At 73.2% G+C, this 15388-nt stretch carries 11 protein-coding genes; 3 read left to right on the top strand and 8 right to left on the bottom strand.

Translation table 11 applies throughout. The features are described 5' to 3' along the window. The first annotated feature begins 310 nt into the window (after positions 1-310). Entirely contained in the window at positions 311-2386 is a 2076-nt protein-coding gene (locus OHA37_RS23740; protein WP_266908281.1) for a fructose-specific PTS transporter subunit EIIC, read from the top strand. Between the two features lie 174 nt (positions 2387-2560). Next, positions 2561-3253, top strand: a complete 693-nt coding sequence (gene lepB, locus OHA37_RS23735) for a signal peptidase I (RefSeq protein ID WP_266913040.1) — start codon at positions 2561-2563, stop codon at positions 3251-3253. A gap of 64 nt (positions 3254-3317) precedes the next feature. On the opposite strand, the gene OHA37_RS23730 is transcribed toward lepB, so the two are convergent. From OHA37_RS23730 to OHA37_RS23705, 6 genes are all read right to left on the bottom strand, one after another. After that, the gene (locus OHA37_RS23730; protein ID WP_266908279.1) at positions 3318-4262 is read right to left on the bottom strand and encodes a cation diffusion facilitator family transporter; all 945 of its coding nucleotides are present in this window, start codon (positions 4260-4262) and stop codon (positions 3318-3320) included. A gap of 93 nt (positions 4263-4355) precedes the next feature. Continuing rightward, positions 4356-5528 (bottom strand): mannose-6-phosphate isomerase, class I, encoded by a 1173-nt coding sequence (gene manA, locus OHA37_RS23725; protein WP_266908277.1) that lies wholly within the window; start codon positions 5526-5528, stop codon positions 4356-4358. A gap of 39 nt (positions 5529-5567) precedes the next feature. Next, positions 5568-6701, bottom strand: coding sequence for an SIS domain-containing protein (locus OHA37_RS23720; protein WP_266908275.1), 1134 nt, complete (start codon positions 6699-6701; stop codon positions 5568-5570). Between the two features lie 97 nt (positions 6702-6798). Next, positions 6799-6984, bottom strand: coding sequence for a Trm112 family protein (locus OHA37_RS23715; RefSeq protein WP_266908273.1), 186 nt, complete (start codon positions 6982-6984; stop codon positions 6799-6801). A 295-nt stretch (positions 6985-7279) separates the two neighbouring features. Continuing rightward, positions 7280-8650 (bottom strand): phosphomannomutase/phosphoglucomutase, encoded by a 1371-nt coding sequence (locus OHA37_RS23710; protein WP_266908271.1) that lies wholly within the window; start codon positions 8648-8650, stop codon positions 7280-7282. A 78-nt stretch (positions 8651-8728) separates the two neighbouring features. Beyond that, positions 8729-9103 carry a DUF3499 domain-containing protein gene (locus tag OHA37_RS23705; protein WP_266908269.1) on the bottom strand — a complete coding sequence of 125 codons (375 nt, stop codon included), beginning with the start codon at positions 9101-9103 and terminating at the stop codon, positions 8729-8731. A 114-nt stretch (positions 9104-9217) separates the two neighbouring features. Between OHA37_RS23705 and OHA37_RS23700 the strand changes: the two genes are divergently transcribed. Further along, positions 9218-9712, top strand: a complete 495-nt coding sequence (locus tag OHA37_RS23700; RefSeq protein ID WP_443046205.1) for a metallopeptidase family protein — start codon at positions 9218-9220, stop codon at positions 9710-9712. 284 nt (positions 9713-9996) lie between these two features. On the opposite strand, the gene OHA37_RS23695 is transcribed toward OHA37_RS23700, so the two are convergent. Both OHA37_RS23695 and OHA37_RS23690 read right to left on the bottom strand, forming a co-directional pair. Next, positions 9997-11487 (bottom strand): DUF5719 family protein, encoded by a 1491-nt coding sequence (locus OHA37_RS23695; protein WP_266908267.1) that lies wholly within the window; start codon positions 11485-11487, stop codon positions 9997-9999. Next, on the bottom strand, positions 11484-15158 hold the full coding sequence (locus tag OHA37_RS23690; RefSeq protein ID WP_266908265.1) for a glycosyltransferase family 2 protein: 3675 nt from the start codon (positions 15156-15158) through the stop codon (positions 11484-11486). The genes OHA37_RS23695 and OHA37_RS23690 overlap by 4 nt, the downstream gene beginning before the upstream one ends. Positions 15159-15388: the final 230 nt, after the last annotated feature.

The following is a 15388-nucleotide window of genomic DNA, read 5'->3' as shown; positions in this document are numbered from 1 at the left end:
CGCGCACCGTCCGGGGGACGACGCACGTGGGGCTCAGTCCGTCGGGGGTCCTCTCTCCCCTCGGCCGGTCGCGAAGACCGCCCGACCGCCATCAGCAGCGACGCCTGACACTGATGACGAATCTACACCGATCGGCGGAGCGGGGCCCAGATGATCTGAAGGCAAGTCACTACTGGAGTTCAGGGCCTACGGCGAAGAATCCAGGGCCTTTCGGACTTTTGATGCACCCCTTACATGCGCGACGATGCCGTTGGGTCGCGTTGTACGCACGATCCCGGCAGGACAACGCATGTGTCGTGAGGAGATACCAGTGACCAGTCCGGCAGGCCCTCCCGAAGGCGTGGACGCGAGCGGGCGGAAGCCCGTGAAGATCGTCGCCGTTACCGCGTGCCCCACCGGTATCGCGCACACGTACATGGCTGCGGAGAAGCTGCAGCAGGCCGGCGATCGTCTCGGCATCTCGATCAAGGTGGAGACCCAAGGTTCCATCGGGGCCGAGAACGTGCTCTCTGACAACGATGTCAGGGAAGCGGACGCCGTCATCATCGCCGCCGACAAGGAGGTCGACCTCGACCGGTTCGCCGGCAAGCGGGTGCTGTCCACCGGCGTCGCCGACGGCATCCACAAGCCGGAGGAGCTGATCCGGAGCGCGCAGAGCGCGCCGGTGCAGGCCGGGACCTCGGCGGTCGCGGGCGGCGGCGGGGGCGGCGGCAAGCAGCGCAGCCAGGCGTACAAGGCGCTGATGAACGGCGTCTCCCACATGATCCCGTTCGTGGTCGTGGGCGGTCTGCTGCTGGCCGTCTCCCTGTCCCTCGGCGGGCACGCGGACGCCAAGGGCGGGCTGGTCATTCCCGACGGGACCTTCTGGTTCTACGTGAACAAGCTCGGCGTGACCGGCTTCTCGCTGATGCTGCCGATCTTCTCCGGCTACATCGCCTACGCGCTGGGCGACCGGCCGGCCCTCGTACCCGGCATGATCGGCGGTTTCCTCGCCGCGGACGCCGTGCACATCTACGGGGCCGACGCGAACGCCGGCTTCCTGGGTGCCATCGCGACGGGCTTCCTCGCGGGCTATCTGGTCGTGTGGATCAAGAAGGTCAAGGTCCCCAAGGTCATCCAGCCGATCATGCCGATCATCGTGATCCCGATCGTGTCGACGGTGGCCCTGGGTCTCTTCTACATCTATGTGATCGGCAAGCCGATCTCCTGGGTCTTCACGAACCTGACCAGCTGGCTGAACGGGATGACCGGCTCCAGCGCGATCGTGCTGGGCACCCTGATCGGTCTGATGATCGCCTTCGACATGGGCGGTCCGGTCAACAAGACCGCCTTCCTCGTCGCCGTCGGCCTCATCGGCACCAACAACCACGTCATGGGCATGGCCGCCGCGGCCATCCCCGTCATGCCGCTCGGCCAGGGTCTGGCCACGCTCCTGCGCCGCAAGCTCTACAGCGACGAGGAGAAGGAAACCGGCCTCGCCGCCCTGTTCATGGGCTTCTTCGGCATCTCCGAAGGCGCGATCCCCTTCGCCGCGGCCCGGCCCGCGCAGGTCATCCCCGCGAACATGCTCGGTGGCGCGGTGGCCGGTGCGATCGCCGGTGTGGCCGGGGTCCAGGACTCGGTGCCGCACGGCGGTCCGATCGTCTCGCTGTTCGGCGCGATCAGCGGTGTCGCGATGTTCTTCGTGGCCATCGCGGCCGGTGCGGTCGTGACAGCGCTGACGACCAACGCGCTGATCGAGTTCAAGCTGCGCCGCGAGGGCGTCACCGCCGGTCCCGCGGTCCTCTCGCCGGAGCCGGCCCTGGTCGGTGCGGGCGCCCCCGTGGGCGGCGGCGGTAGGGCCGTCGGCGCGGGTGCGGGAGCAGCCGGGACGGCCGTACGGGCACAGCAGCCCGCGGCCGCGGCTCCGGTGGCCGCGGGCGGGCCGCCCGAGGTGCTGTCCGGGTACGTCACCGAGCAGACCGTCAAGACGGAGCTGGCCTCGGGCTCCAAGGAGGCGGCGATCCGCGAGATGGCGGAGATGCTGGCCACGACCGGCAACGTCACCGACGTGGACGAGCTCGTACGGGTCGCCCTGGCCCGGGAGGCGCAGGGTACGACCGGCCTCGGCGAATCCATCGCCATCCCGCACGCCAAGACGGACGCGGTGACCCGCCCGACGGTGGGCTTCGCCCGGTCCGACGAGGGCATCGAGTGGGGCGCGCTGGACGGGACGAAGGCCCGGCTGGTCTTCATGATCTCCGTACCGGAGGCCGCGGCCGGGGACGAGCACCTGCGGATCCTGGCCCTGCTGTCGCGCAAGCTGATGGACACCGGCTTCCGCGAGCGCCTGCAGGCCGCGCCCGGCAAGGCCGAGATCCTGGACGTGCTGCGCGAGATCCAGTAGCCGCGCGGACTCCCCGGAACGCCCCTCGGGCCCCGTACCCCACCTCGGTGGTACGGGGCCCGAGGGCGCTGCGTACGCTTCGCCAGCCGACAGGGGCTTTTGGCGAAGGGAACGGACATGGGGCGGGATCAGCGCAGGCCGGGACGGCGAAGAGGGATCTGGGCGGTGGTGCTCATGGTGCTCGGCGCGGCGCTGTTCGTGGGGGCGGGGAGCTGGACCAGGTTCGTCCTCGCGGACGAGTACCAAATGACGTTCCTCCCGTCGGAGTCGATGAGGCCCGCCTACTCCCTCGGAGACCAGGTCTGGTTCGACCGGGTCGCTCCGGGGGAGGTCCGGCACGGGGACGCCGTGGTCTTCGCTGCCCCTGCCTCGTGGGTGAACGGGGCAGGGATCCAGGAGGGCCAGCAGGTCTTCAAGCGGGTGGTGGCCCTGGGTGGGGACCGCATCTCATGGGCACCGGGTGAGGCGAGTCTGACGCTGAACGGGAAGCCGCTCGTCGAGCCGTACCTCATGGAAGCGGCCGTGCCGGCGACGATGGCCTTCGATGTCACGGTGCCCGAGGGGCGGATGTTCCTGATGGGCGACCACCGCTCGAACTCCTTCGACTCCCATCTGCGGGTCCGCGACGAGGGCCAGGGAACCGTGCCGGTGTCGGCCGTATGGGGGGTCGCGCTGGCCGAGGTGCCGGACGCGGCGGCCGCCGCCGGGCTCGTGGGCATGTTCGGCGTGCCGGTCTTCCTCGTCGGCGGCGGGCTCGGCATCGGCTCACTGGTGGCGCGGCGACGGGCGGCGAAGGCGGCGCGGAACGCGGCGGGCGCCGGGCCCGGACAGCTGACGTGGGCGTACGAGGCCGCATCCTCCGACTGAGTCCCGCGGACGTGAGGAGGCCCCCCTGCGCGCGCAGGGGGGCCTCCTCACGTCATGCGCCGGGTCAGACGCCCGGGTTGGTGCCCTTCGCCGCGGCCTCGGCGTTGAAGATGTCCGGCTCCAGGTAGATCACTCGGGCGATCGGGACCGCCGCGCGGATGCGGGCCTCGGCGGCGTTGATGGCGTTGGCCACCTCCGTCGCGGTGTCGTCGCTCTGGACGGAGATCTTCGCCGCGACCAGGAGCTCCTCAGGGCCTAGGTGCAGGGTGCGCATGTGGATGATGCCGGTGACCACGTCGCCGTCGACGACGGCCGCCTTGATCTTCTCCACGTCCTCGGTGCCGGCGGCCTCGCCGAGCAGCAGGGACTTGGTCTCGGCGGCGAGGACGATGGCGATGATGATGAGCAGGACACCGATGCACAGGGTGCCGATGCCGTCCCAGACGCCGTTGCCGGTCAGCAGGGCGATGCCCACGCCCGCGAGGGCGAGGACGAGGCCGATGAGGGCGCCGAGGTCTTCGAGGAGGACCACGGGGAGCTCGGGGGCCTTGGCGCGCTTGATGAACTGGCCCCAGGTGAGGCTGCCGCGGATCTCGTTCGACTCCTTGATCGCGGTGCGGAAGGAGAAGGACTCCGCGATGATCGCGAAGACGAGGACGCCGACCGGCCAGTACCAGTGCGAGATCGCGTGCGGCTCGTGGATCTTCTCGTAGCCCTCGTAGATGGCGAACATGCCACCGACGGTGAACAGCACGATGGAGACCAGGAAGGCGTAGATGTAGCGCTCGCGCCCGTACCCGAAGGGGTGCTGCGGAGTCGCCTCGCGCTGGGCCTTCTTCCCTCCCAGGAGGAGCAGGCCCTGGTTGCCGGAGTCCGCCAGCGAGTGGACGCTTTCCGCAAGCATCGACGACGAGCCGCTGAAGACGAAGGCCACGAACTTGGCTACCGCGATGGCCAGATTGGCGGCGAGTGCCGCCACGATCGCCTTGGTACCGCCCGACGCGCTCATGGTTGCGATGTGTCCCTTCCTCGGTGCGGCGCCCCGGGCCGGGACGCCGCGCTACGGCCGCAGATTCTCACAGCCACCGAGAGGGACGGTACGTCAGACCACCACAGTGGCACGGAAGACGGTGCCGGTTCCGGACAGTTCGACCTTTTCGCCTGCCGGTACGAAGACCGATTCGCCCGGCGCCAGCGTCAGTTCGCCGGACTTCGGGGAGTTCGCCTTCGGGGAGCCCGCCGTGCACAGCAGGATCTGCGCGGTGCCGTCGGGCAGCACCCGGGGGGCGCCGCCGGCGGCCAGGACAAAGCGGGAGAGCCGGAATTCGTCGATGGGGGTCTCGTAGACCTCTTCGCCGTTGCCCTCCGGGCGCAGGATGCCGGGGTCGCCGGGCTCGAAGAGGGTGACCTTCAGCAGCTCCGGCACGTCGACGTGCTTGGGGGTGAGCCCGCAGCGCAGGACGTTGTCGGAGTTGGCCATGAGCTCGACGCCGAGGCCGTCGAGGTAGGCGTGCGGGATGCCGGCGCCGAGGAACATGGCTTCGCCGGGCTGGAGTTGCACGTGGTTGAGGAGCATCGCGGCGATGACGCCGGGGTCGCCCGGGTAGTGGTGGACGAGTCCGGCGTACGGGGCGTACGGGCCCCCGAGCCGCTCGGCGGCGGCCGCGGCCTCGGAGACCGTACGGGCCATCTCGGCGCGGTCGGCGGTCAGGACGGCGGTGAGCACCTCGCGCAGGGCCGCCTCCTCGGGGTGTGCCCGCAGGAGATCGGCGTAGGGCTTCAGGGAGTTGACGCCGAGGCCCTCCAGCAGGGCGGCGGCCTCCAGCGGCGGACGGAATCCGGACAGGCCCTCGAAGGGGGTGAGGGCGCAGACCAGCTCGGGCTTGTGGTTGGCGTCCTTGTAGTTGCGGTGCGGTGCGTCGATCGGGACGCCGCGCCGCTCCTCGTCCTCGAACCCGGCCTTCGCCTGGGCGAGGTCGGGATGGACCTGGAGGGAGAGCGGGGCGCCGGCGGCGAGGAGCTTGAAGAGGAAGGGGAGCCTGGGGCCGAACTTGCGGACGGCGGCGACCCCCAGTTCGCCTTCGGGGTCGGCCGCGATGACGTCCGAGAGGGCGCTCTCGCCTGCTCCGCGGTCCAGGCGGGAGGGTGCGCCCGGGTGGGCGCCCATCCACAGCTCGGCCTGGGGCTCGCCGGTCGGTGCGATCCCGATGAGTTCGGGGATCGCGGTGGTCGATCCCCAGGCGTAGGGGCGGATCGTGTTCGTGAGGCGGTCCATCGGTCGTCTTCCTGGGTGAGAGGCGCGCGTTCGTACGCCTCAGCTGTGTCCCCCGGAGGCCAGCGCCAGGTAGGCGGTGGCGAAATCCGTGACGGCGAGGAGTTCGGCGAGCTGTTCCAGCTCTGTGCCCTCCTCCGGTTCGAGCTCGCTGATGGCCGTGTCGTGGCTGAGGGCGAGCTCTCGTGCGGCAGGGGCGGCTGTCAGTCCGCCTGCGGGCCTGTCGCGCAACAGGACGATGCGTGCGCGAAGGGCCTGCGGTTCTTCCACTCGGTCGCGGAAGAAGTCGTCGGGGTCGGCGCCGGCGGCGAAACCGCCGGAGAGCAGGACCCCGTGGGCCGGGAGGGCCTCGGGAAGATCGGCGGCGAGTGCGGGTCGGCCGGCGAGTTCGGCGAGGGTGGCGGCGAAGCGGCGCCCGGCGGGTCCCGCGGCGGCGCCCTCGCTCCAGATGAGCGGGAGGGAGTCGGCGAGCTCGGAGGCGAGGGTCTTGGCCGGGTTGGAGTAAGTGGCGATGGCGGGGCCGCAGCGCTCGGCCGTGCGGTCGAGCCGGTCGGCGACGAGCTGCAGGGTGTGCGGGGCGGCGGTGATCAGGCCGACCCGGTCGAGGAGCACCAGCAGCGGGGTCAGCAGGGCCCAGAGGGCGCCGGGGCCGGCCGCGGCCGACTCGTCGTACTCCTGGTACGGGGCCTTGGCCATCGGTACGAGCAGCCCGTGCGCGCCGTCGACCGCTTCGCTCAGCGGCGAGCGCTCGGGGGCGACGGCGACGACGGTGCAGCCGCGCCGGTAGGCCTGCTCGGCGAGGACGCCGAGGCCGGGCTCGGTTCCGTCGGTGGTGGCGATGAGCAGCAGGTCGACGGGGCCGGCCCAGCCGGGCAGGGTCCAGCGCAGGGCCCCGGCGGCGTGCGCGACGCCGGTCGGGTGCAGCCGGATGACGGGCGCGGAGGCCCCGGCGAGCGCGCCGAGCAGGTCGGCGACCCCGGTCGCGGCGGTGCCGGGCCCGGCGATGAGGACCGCCCGGGGGCGGCCGTCGGGACGCAGGTCGGCGAGACCGGCCTCGGCGGCGTGCCGGGCCGCGGTGCGTACCCGTGCGCCTGCGTCGGCGGCGCCGCGGAGCAGGCCGCGGCGGTCGGCGCGGGCGAGATCGTCAGGTGCGTCGAGGAGCGACTCGTCGAGCATGGCGGCCTCCGGCTAGTTCTGTGACGTGTCCAGCGGTGACGGAACCTGTGTGTGACGGAACCAGTCTCAGCGTTTGCGCGGGGTGGCGGTAGGAGGCTCAGGCGGGGCGGCGCGCCTCGTCGACGAGGAGCACCGGGATGCCGTCGCGGACCGGGTAGGCGAGACCGCAGTCCTGGCCGGTGCAGATCAGCTCGGGGGTGGTCTCGTCTGCCGACTTGTCCTGGAGCGGGGAGTGGCAGGCGGGGCAGGCGAGGATCTCCAGGAGACCGGCTTCGAGCGGCATGGGGTTCCCTTCGGGGATGTGGATCGGGCCTGGTCAGCCTACCGCCGAGTCACCTCTGGTGACGGGTGGAGGAGGACCTCTGGTGACGGGTGGAGGAGGACCTCTGGTGACGGGTGGAGGAGGACCTCACGCGACGGGCGCAGGAGGACCTCCACCGTGGTCCCTGGAGGGGCTCGGCGGTACGGCGGGGTATCGGGTGCGGGTCCGCTGCTGGGGCTCCGCCCCAGGACCCGCGCCCCGAACGCCGGCGGGGCTGATTTCTGCCCACCGGCGTCCGACGGCGCGGGCGGCCGCGCTAAGCGCGGATCAGCGCCAGGACCTCGTCGCGGACCTTGGCGAGGGTGGCCTCGTCGCGGGCCTCCACGTTCAGGCGCAGGAGGGGCTCGGTGTTGGAGGCGCGGACGTTGAACCACCAGTCGGCGCTGGTGGCGGTGAGGCCGTCCAGTTCGTCGAGGGTGACGCCCTCCGCGGAGCCGTAGGCGGCCTTCACGGCGGCGAGGCGGGCCGTCTGGTCGGCGACGGTCGAGTTGATCTCTCCGGAGCCCGCGTAGCGGTCGTAGGAGGAGACCAGGGCCGAGAGGGGGCCGTCCTGGCCGCCGAGGGCCGCCAGGACGTGGAGCGCGGCGAGCATGCCGGTGTCCGCGTTCCAGAAGTCCTTGAAGTAGTAGTGCGCCGAGTGCTCGCCGCCGAAGATGGCGCCGGACTTGGCCATCTCCTCCTTGATGAAGGAGTGGCCGACGCGCGTGCGGACGGGGGTGCCGCCGTTCTCGCGGACGACCTCGGGGACGGACCAGGAGGTGATCAGGTTGTGGATCACGGTGCCGGTGCCGCCGTTGCGGGCCAGTTCGCGGGCGGCGACCAGGGCGGTGATGGCGGACGGGGAGACGCCCTGGCCGCGCTCGTCGACGATGAAGCAGCGGTCGGCGTCGCCGTCGAAGGCGATGCCGAGGTCGGCGCCCTCGGCCAGTACGCGGGCCTGGAGGTCGACGATGTTCTTCGGGTCGAGGGGGTTGGCCTCGTGGTTCGGGAAGGTCCCGTCCAGCTCGAAGTACATGGGGACCAGGTCCAGCGGGAGGCCCGTGAAGACGGTGGGGACGGTGTGCCCGCCCATGCCGTTGCCCGCGTCGACGACGACCTTGAGCGGGCGGACGGCGGTGAGGTCGACCAGGCCCTTCAGGTGGTCGGCGTAGCCGGTGAGGGTGTCCTGCTCGGTGACGGTGCCGGGGACGGTGCCGGCGGGGATCGCCGGGGCGCCCTCGTCGCTCCACTTCTCGGCGAGCTCGCGGATGGTGGACAGGCCGGTGTCCTGGCCGACCGGGGCGGCGCCGGCCCGGCAGAGCTTGATGCCGTTGTACTGCGCCGGGTTGTGCGAGGCCGTGAACATCGCGCCCGGCAGGTTCAGCTTGCCGGAGGCGTAGTACAGCTGGTCGGTGGAGCACAGCCCGATGAGGGTGACGTCCACGCCGCGGGCGGCCGCGCCGCGCGCGAAGGCGCCCGACAGGGCCGGGGAGGAGGGCCGCATGTCGTGGCCGATGACGATGGCCCGGGCACCGGTCACCTCGACGAAGGCGGCACCGAACAGCTCGGCCAGGTGCTCGTCCCACTCGTCCGGCACCACGCCTCGTACGTCGTACGCCTTGACGATGTTCGAAAGATCGGTGGCCACTGCGTGCCCTCCTGAAGGTGGTGTGCGGTGAGGCAAACCTACCGTGGCCGCAGGGCGGCTTTTCAGATCAACTGAATGTCAGGAATCCGGCGAGCGCAAGACGCGCAGGTGCCCGCGACGCGTCTCCCCGGTGCCGGGACCGCCCTGACCAGCGCCGCCGGCCCCGGCCGCGCGCTCCGGCGGACGGGCCGCCTCGCGCACGGCGTTGGCGAGGGCTTCGAGGTCGTCACCAGTGGGGCGCGAGGGCGCCGAACCATCGGTGAGGCGTACGACGTCCCAGCCGCGCGGGGCGGTCAGGCGCTCCGAGTGCTCGGCGCAGAGGTCGTAGCAGTGGGGTTCGGCGTAGGTGGCGAGCGGGCCGAGAACTGCGGTCGAATCGGCGTAGACGTACGTCAGAGTCGCGACGGCAGGGCGGCCGCACGCGGTGCGCGAACAGCGACGTACAAGGCTCACGACGTTGGACGGTACCGCACTCTTGACCGGGCCGCGACGACACTCCCCCGCCCGCTCCCCCGTGTCGTGCGATCTCCCCCGCCCCGGCGCGGATGTGCGGGCTACGCTGCGGGGGTGACGGACAGCACTCTGCCTCCCCCTCCCGTGCCCCCTGCCGCCTCCCTGCCCGGCGGGTCCCCCTCCGGTGAGCCTCGGGTGCGGCGGCGCGACCGGCACGGCCGCGGGATGCGCGGGCCGGTGGCCCCTCCGCAGGTACCGCTGTCGGCGAGCCGGGGGGAGCTCTTCGGGGACCTCGTACGGGACTCCGTGGAGCGGCTGGAGCGACGGTGGCCGCAGCTGGCGGAGGTTGAGTTCATGATCGGCGACGTGCCTGGGCCGCCCGGGGGGGCGGAGGCCGGGTGGAACGACGAGGCGGTGCCGTTGGGGGCGCTGGCGGAGGCCGCGGACGGGCGGCCGGCCCGGATCGTGGTGTTCCGGCGGCCGGTGGAGATTCGGGCGAAGTCTCGGGACGAGCGGGCGATGCTGGTGCACGAGATCGTGGTGGAGCAGGTTGCGGAGTTGTTGGGGCTGTCGCCCGAGACGGTGGATCCGCGGTACGGGTCCGACTAGGGTCGCCGCCCTTGCCGGGCAGGCCCGCGTCGGCCCGGCCCGGCCCGCCTGCGCCGGCCTGCCTCGCGTCGGCCCGCCTCGCGTCGGCGGTGCTGGGAGGCGGCCCTGCGGGGCTGTCCCCTACCCGCCCTTCCACCGTTCCCCGGGCGCTGCCCGGACCCGGTCCTCAAACGCCGGACGGGCTGAGAGTGTCGGGCTGCGCCCGGAACCCCTGGGGCTCCGCCCCAGACCCCGGTCCTCAAGCGCCGGACGGCTGAAGGGCGCCCGGCGGCTGGAATGCCCGCCTACTGCGTCAGGACCGAGAGGTCCTGGGTGGCCTTGGGGACCGAGACCGTGGAGTGGTCGTCCGAGAGGGTTTGGGTGGTGAACATCGGGATGCCGTCGCGGGGGATCGTCAGGGTGCGGGACGCGTGGACGGGGCCGCCCGAGAGGGTTTCCACGGTGAGGGCGTAGGCGCCCTTGCCGCCCGCCGGGGCGAGCGTCAGGGTCTGCGTGGTGCCGCCCTTGACCGTGACCTCCTGGGAGGCGGGTTCGCCGCCGTCCGTGCCGGGCGTGGCCGTCACCTTGACCTTGGCGTCGGCTCCGGGCGGGGCCGTCAGCGACAGCAGGGTGGCGTTCGCCTCGGGGCGGTTGTCGGCGACGGTGGCCCGCGTGCCGACGGGGGCGGCGGCCTGGATGAAGCCGGTCTCCTGCTTGGCTCCGCTGCCGCGGACCACCCGTAGGGCGGCGACCACCGGGACGACGGGCTTCTTGGCGTCGGCCGGGGACAGGACCAGGGAGCCCGCCTCGCCTCGGGTGACGTCCTTGAGGTCGAGGCTCGCGGTCATGCCGGCCTTGACGTGGAGCCGCTCGCTGCCCGCGGGGCTGATCGAGCCGTTCGGCCCGGCCAGCTTCACCTGGAGGTCCGCGTCCTCGTCACCGGGGGCGAAGGCGACCAGCCGTACGGAGGTGGCGTCCGCCGGGATGCCGGGCAGGACCAGGGTGCCCGCCGGGTCCACGGAGGCGGGCAGCCAGTCGGAGCCGACGCCTTCCTCGCCCGCCTGGGCGGTGGCCCCGACCCGGCCCGCGCGGGTGGTGACGTGGGCGGTGACGTCCGCGAGCTGTGCGCCGGGGGCGAGGGAGGCCAGGGAGATGGCCTTGCTGGACTTCGGGTCGATGCGGATGTTCTCGCTGGTGCCCGCTTCGGCCTTGACCGCGCCGTCCGGGCCGAACATCTTGATGTCCACCACGGCCGCGGTGTCGTCGGGGTTGGTGAGGTGGACGTAGTCCTCGCGGCCCTTGGCGGTGCTCACGCCGGGGAACCAGAAGTCGGTGCCGGGCCGGGTGCAGCCGACGCCGAGCAGGCCGCGCGTACGGCCGACCGAGACCACGGTGGTCTGCTGCGCGCTCCAGCCGGGGGCGAGGAACCCGTCGGCCACGCCGCTGAGCGCGGGGGCCTCGGCGCCGGAGGCCTGGGCGCGCACGGGCTTGCCGGGCTCCTTGAGTTCCAGGACGGTCTTGGCTTCCTTGGTCGCGCCCAGCAGCCGGGCCGTGCCCTTGCCTCCGGGGGCGGCCGTGCCCGGGGTGATCGCCGTGTACAGGGTCTCGGCGATGTCGGAGGTGCTGGGCGCGGGGCACACCAGCAGGGACCGCTCGACCGGCATCCGGGCCGCCGACTTGCCCGCCGAGGCGGTGGAGGCCCCGTCGGCGGCCGGTGCGGTGAGGGTGGCGAGGCCGGTGACGGCGGCCAGGGCGGCCGTGACGGCGGCGAGCGTGAGGGGTACGCGCTGCTTCACTGCTGGGGGCTCCCGTCCGGACGCGGGGCGTGCTGCCCGTCGTGCTGGCTGTCGTGCTGGCCGTAGGGGTCGTAGCCGTCGGTGGCTTCGTAGCCGTCGTGGGGGGCGGGCTGCTGCCCGTAGGGCGGGTACGGCTGCTCGTACGGCTGATCGGGCTGGTACGGCTGCTCGTACTGGGCGTCCGGGTGGCCGGTGTACTGCTGCTGCTGCTGCGGCTGCTGCCCGTACGGGTACTGGTCGTACTGCTGGGGCTGCTGCTGCTCCTGGCCGCCGTAGGCGTAGCCGCCCTGGTCTCCGTACGCCGGCTGCTGGTAGGCGTACGCGTCGTCGCCGTACGCCTGCTGCGCGGGGATCTGCGCGTACGGGTCGGCCGCGACGGCCGCCTCGGCGGGGGCGGACTCGGGCCGGCGTTCCGGCTCGGACTGCTCGCGCAGGCGGCGGGCCCGGCGGCCTTCGCCGTGCTCCTCCGCGGCGGCGGCCTCCTCCTCGGGGAGGTCGTCGTCGAGGCGGGCGCGGCGGCCCGGCAGGGCCATGACCAGGAGCACCAGGGCGAGCAGGCCCTGGGCCCAGTGCCAGGCGGTCAGGGTGAGGGCGTCCTCGTGGGCGAGGTCGAGCTCGCCGCCGGCGGCGGGGAGTTCGAAGCCCTGCGCCCAGCCGTCGAGCGTCTTGGGCTGGAGCGGCTTGCCGTCGAGGGTGGCCCGCCAGCCGGCGTCGGCCCGGTCGGCGATGCGCAGGACGCGGCCGGCCTCGCCCGCCGGGATCTTGGTGCGGGCCTCGACGGGGCCGGAGGCGACGGGGATGGGTGCCTCGCCGGGCTTGCCGGAGACGATGACGGCGCGGGCGACCTGCCGGTCGAGGCGCCACAGGGCGCTGCCTTCGAGCTTGCTGAGGCGGCTGAGGCCGGGGGTGGCGTCGAGGACGCGGCCGATCTCCTGCGGGGCGCCGTCGCGGACGAGGACGTAGCGGATGGCGAAGCCGCCGAGCTGGTCGGTCTGGTCGGCGCCGGAGCCGGCGACGAGGCTGGAGACGACCTTGTCGAGGCGGGCGTCGCTGCCGGACCGGTCGGCGAGTTCGGCGTCGCCGAGGCGGCCGCCGGAGCCGCGGACCAGGCTGTAGGAGAGGGCGGCCGGGGAGTCCGCGCCGATGACGAGGGTGCGGGCCTGGTCGCGGGTTCCGCTCTCTTCGGCGACGAAGGCGGGGACCTGGACGGGGTCGCGGCGCTCCAGCGGCCCGGCGGCTCCGCTGAGCATCCAGCCGGCCGCGCCGACGAGCGGGCCGACGGCGGCGGCGAGCGCGATCAGGGCGGCGAGGGGCTGGCGCCAGCCGAAGCTGCGGGCGGCGACGCGCTCCTTGGCCCCGTCGGCGCCGATGACGGCGGCGGCCAGCAGGGCGAGGCCGTAGACGAGGGTGGCGGGGCCGGCCCAGGCGGTGCGGTTGACGAGGACGGCAAGGACCAGCGCGGCGAGCGCGGTGACCCAGGCGGCGCGTACGGCGAACTGCCGGTCGGCGCGCAGCAGGGCGGCCAGGGCGGCGAGGACGACGCCGAGGAGGATCAGGCCGCCGGCGGTGCGGGGGCCGCCGGGGCTGATGCCGAGCAGGTCCAGTGCGGTGGCCGAGCCGGCGCCGTAGGGCAGTCCGGCCTCGCGCAGGAAGCGCGCGGGGTGGGTGAACAGGCTCAGCGACCAGGGGGCGAGCACGAGGAGCGGGACGCCGAGCGTCGCGAGGAGGCGGGGGCCGTACGTCTTCCAGTGCGCGCGGCGCAGGACCAGCGCGGCGGCTCCGAGGACGGCGGCGAGCGGCCAGACGACGGGGGTGAAGGCGGTGGCCAGGGTCAGCAGGAGGGTGTGGGTCCAGGCGGAGCGCCAGCTGCCCTCGCCCTCGCCGAAGCCGAAGGCGGCGACGGCGGAGCGGGCGATGAGCGGGAGCAGGATCGCGAGGACTGCGGTGCCGAGGCGGCCGCCGGCGAGGGCTCCGGTGACGGCGGGGAGGAAGGCGTAGGCGATGGCCGCCCAGGCGCGCAGCAGCCGGGATTCCACCAGCGGCCGGGAGGCGAAGTAGGCGGTGAGGCCGGCGAGCGGGACCGAGCAGACGAGCAGCAGGGTCAGGGCGGCGTCGGTGGAGCCGAGGAGCAGGGTGGAGAGGGCGCCGAGGACGGCGAGGTAGGGCGGTGCTCCGGCGGTGGTGCCGGTGCCGACGGGCTGCCAGCCGTCGGCGTAGACGCGCCAGAGGTCGAGTCCGCCGTCGGGGGCGGGGAGCAGGGCTCCGCCCATCAGGGAGCCGCTGCCGAGGAGGGAGCGGCAGGCGATCAGGGAGACGAGCAGGAGGAGGCCGAAGAGGACGGGCGCGGGCTTGCGGGCGATCCGCTTGAGGCGCGCGAACTGTTCGATGTCCAGGTAGTCGGCGTCGTCTCCGCCGGGTCCCGATTCGACGGCTCCGCCGTGCCGGCCGGCGGCGCTGGTCTCGGTGTCGCCGTCGGCGCCGAAGTAGCCGGCGAGCTGTTCGGCGTTGGCGCGCAGGCTGGCGCCGGGCGGCGGGAAGAGGGGGCGCAGTTCCTTGGCGGAGACGGCGGCGCGACCTCTGCGGCGGCGGGCTCCGAGGATCCGGCCGGGGCGGAGCAGGGTGGCGAGGAGGCCGGTGATCTCGTCGACGGCCTGTCCGGGGGCCTTGCCGACGAGGTAGGCGAGGGTGCGCAGGACGGTGCCGAAGAGGATGCGCAGCATGACGTACGGGAGGGCGCGGCCGGGGCTGTTGGCCAGCAGCGTGTAGACGGCGCCGGCCTTGTCGACGCGGTGCGGGCTGGCGGCGGAGCGGCCGACGCAGTCGACGGTGCGGCGTTCGCGGGCGGAGGCCTCGGCGTGCCGCAGTACGGCGTCGGGGGCGATGAGGACGGTGTGGCCGGCGCTCTGGACGCGCCAGCACAGGTCGACGTCGTCGCGCATGAGGGGCAGGCGGCGGTCGAAGCCGCCGAGGGCGTCGTAGACGTCGCGGCGGATCAGCATGCCGGCGCTGGACACGGACAGGACGGGCTGGACCTGGTCGTGCTGGCCCTGGTCCTGTTCGCGCCGGTCGAGGCCGGTCCAGCGGCGGCCGCTGCGGGCGATGGTGACGCCGACTTCGAGGAGCTGCTTCTTGTCGTACCAGCCGCGCAGTTTGGGGCCGATGACGGCGGCTTCGGGGTTCTCGTCGGCGACGCGCAGCAGTTCGGCGAGGGCGTCGGGCTCGGGTGCGCAGTCGTCGTGGAGCAGCCAGAGCCACTGGACGGGTTCGCCGTGGGGCAGGTCGGGGAGGTCGTACGTGTCGTCGCGCCAGGTGCGGCTGACGGGATCCCAGCCGGAGGGGCGCTTGAGGTACGGGAGTTCCTCGGGGGTCAGGGTGCCGGCGGTGCGGGCGGCTTCGTCGACGGCCGCGCCGAAGCCGGTGCGGCGGGCGAGGTGCAGGACCCGGTCCTCGCCGAGGGCCTCGCCGAGCAGGCGCGCGGATTCGTCGGCGCTGCCGGTGTCGGCGGCGATGTGGCTCTGGGCGGGGCGTTCCTGGCCGAGGAGACCGGCGAGGGTCCGGGGCAGCCAGCGGGAGCCGTCATGGGCGACGAGGACCGCGGTGACGACGTGCCGGGGGAACTCTGGTGCGGCGGCAGCCTGGTGGGAGGCGCTCGACTGGCTGTGCAGGGACATCGCGGTACGGGCCCTCCGGCCGGGGGTCCGGGGGTGTTGTGCCCTCGGAGGCTGCTGGACAGCGCCCCACACTAACGGCTGGGAACACAGCGGTCCGCCTCCTGCGGGGAAGGTGCAGGAGGCGGACCGTTTGCTCTGCTCGGTGCCGTGCTGTTCGTGCCGTTCGCTGTACTGCGTTTTGTACCGATGTGTGCACTGCGGCCGCTGCCGTGCGTGAGGCCGGATGCACA

The organism is Streptomyces sp. NBC_00335, from assembly GCF_036127095.1.
GTDB lineage: Bacteria > Actinomycetota > Actinomycetes > Streptomycetales > Streptomycetaceae > Streptomyces.
This window is presented reverse-complemented; position numbering and strand designations above follow the sequence as displayed.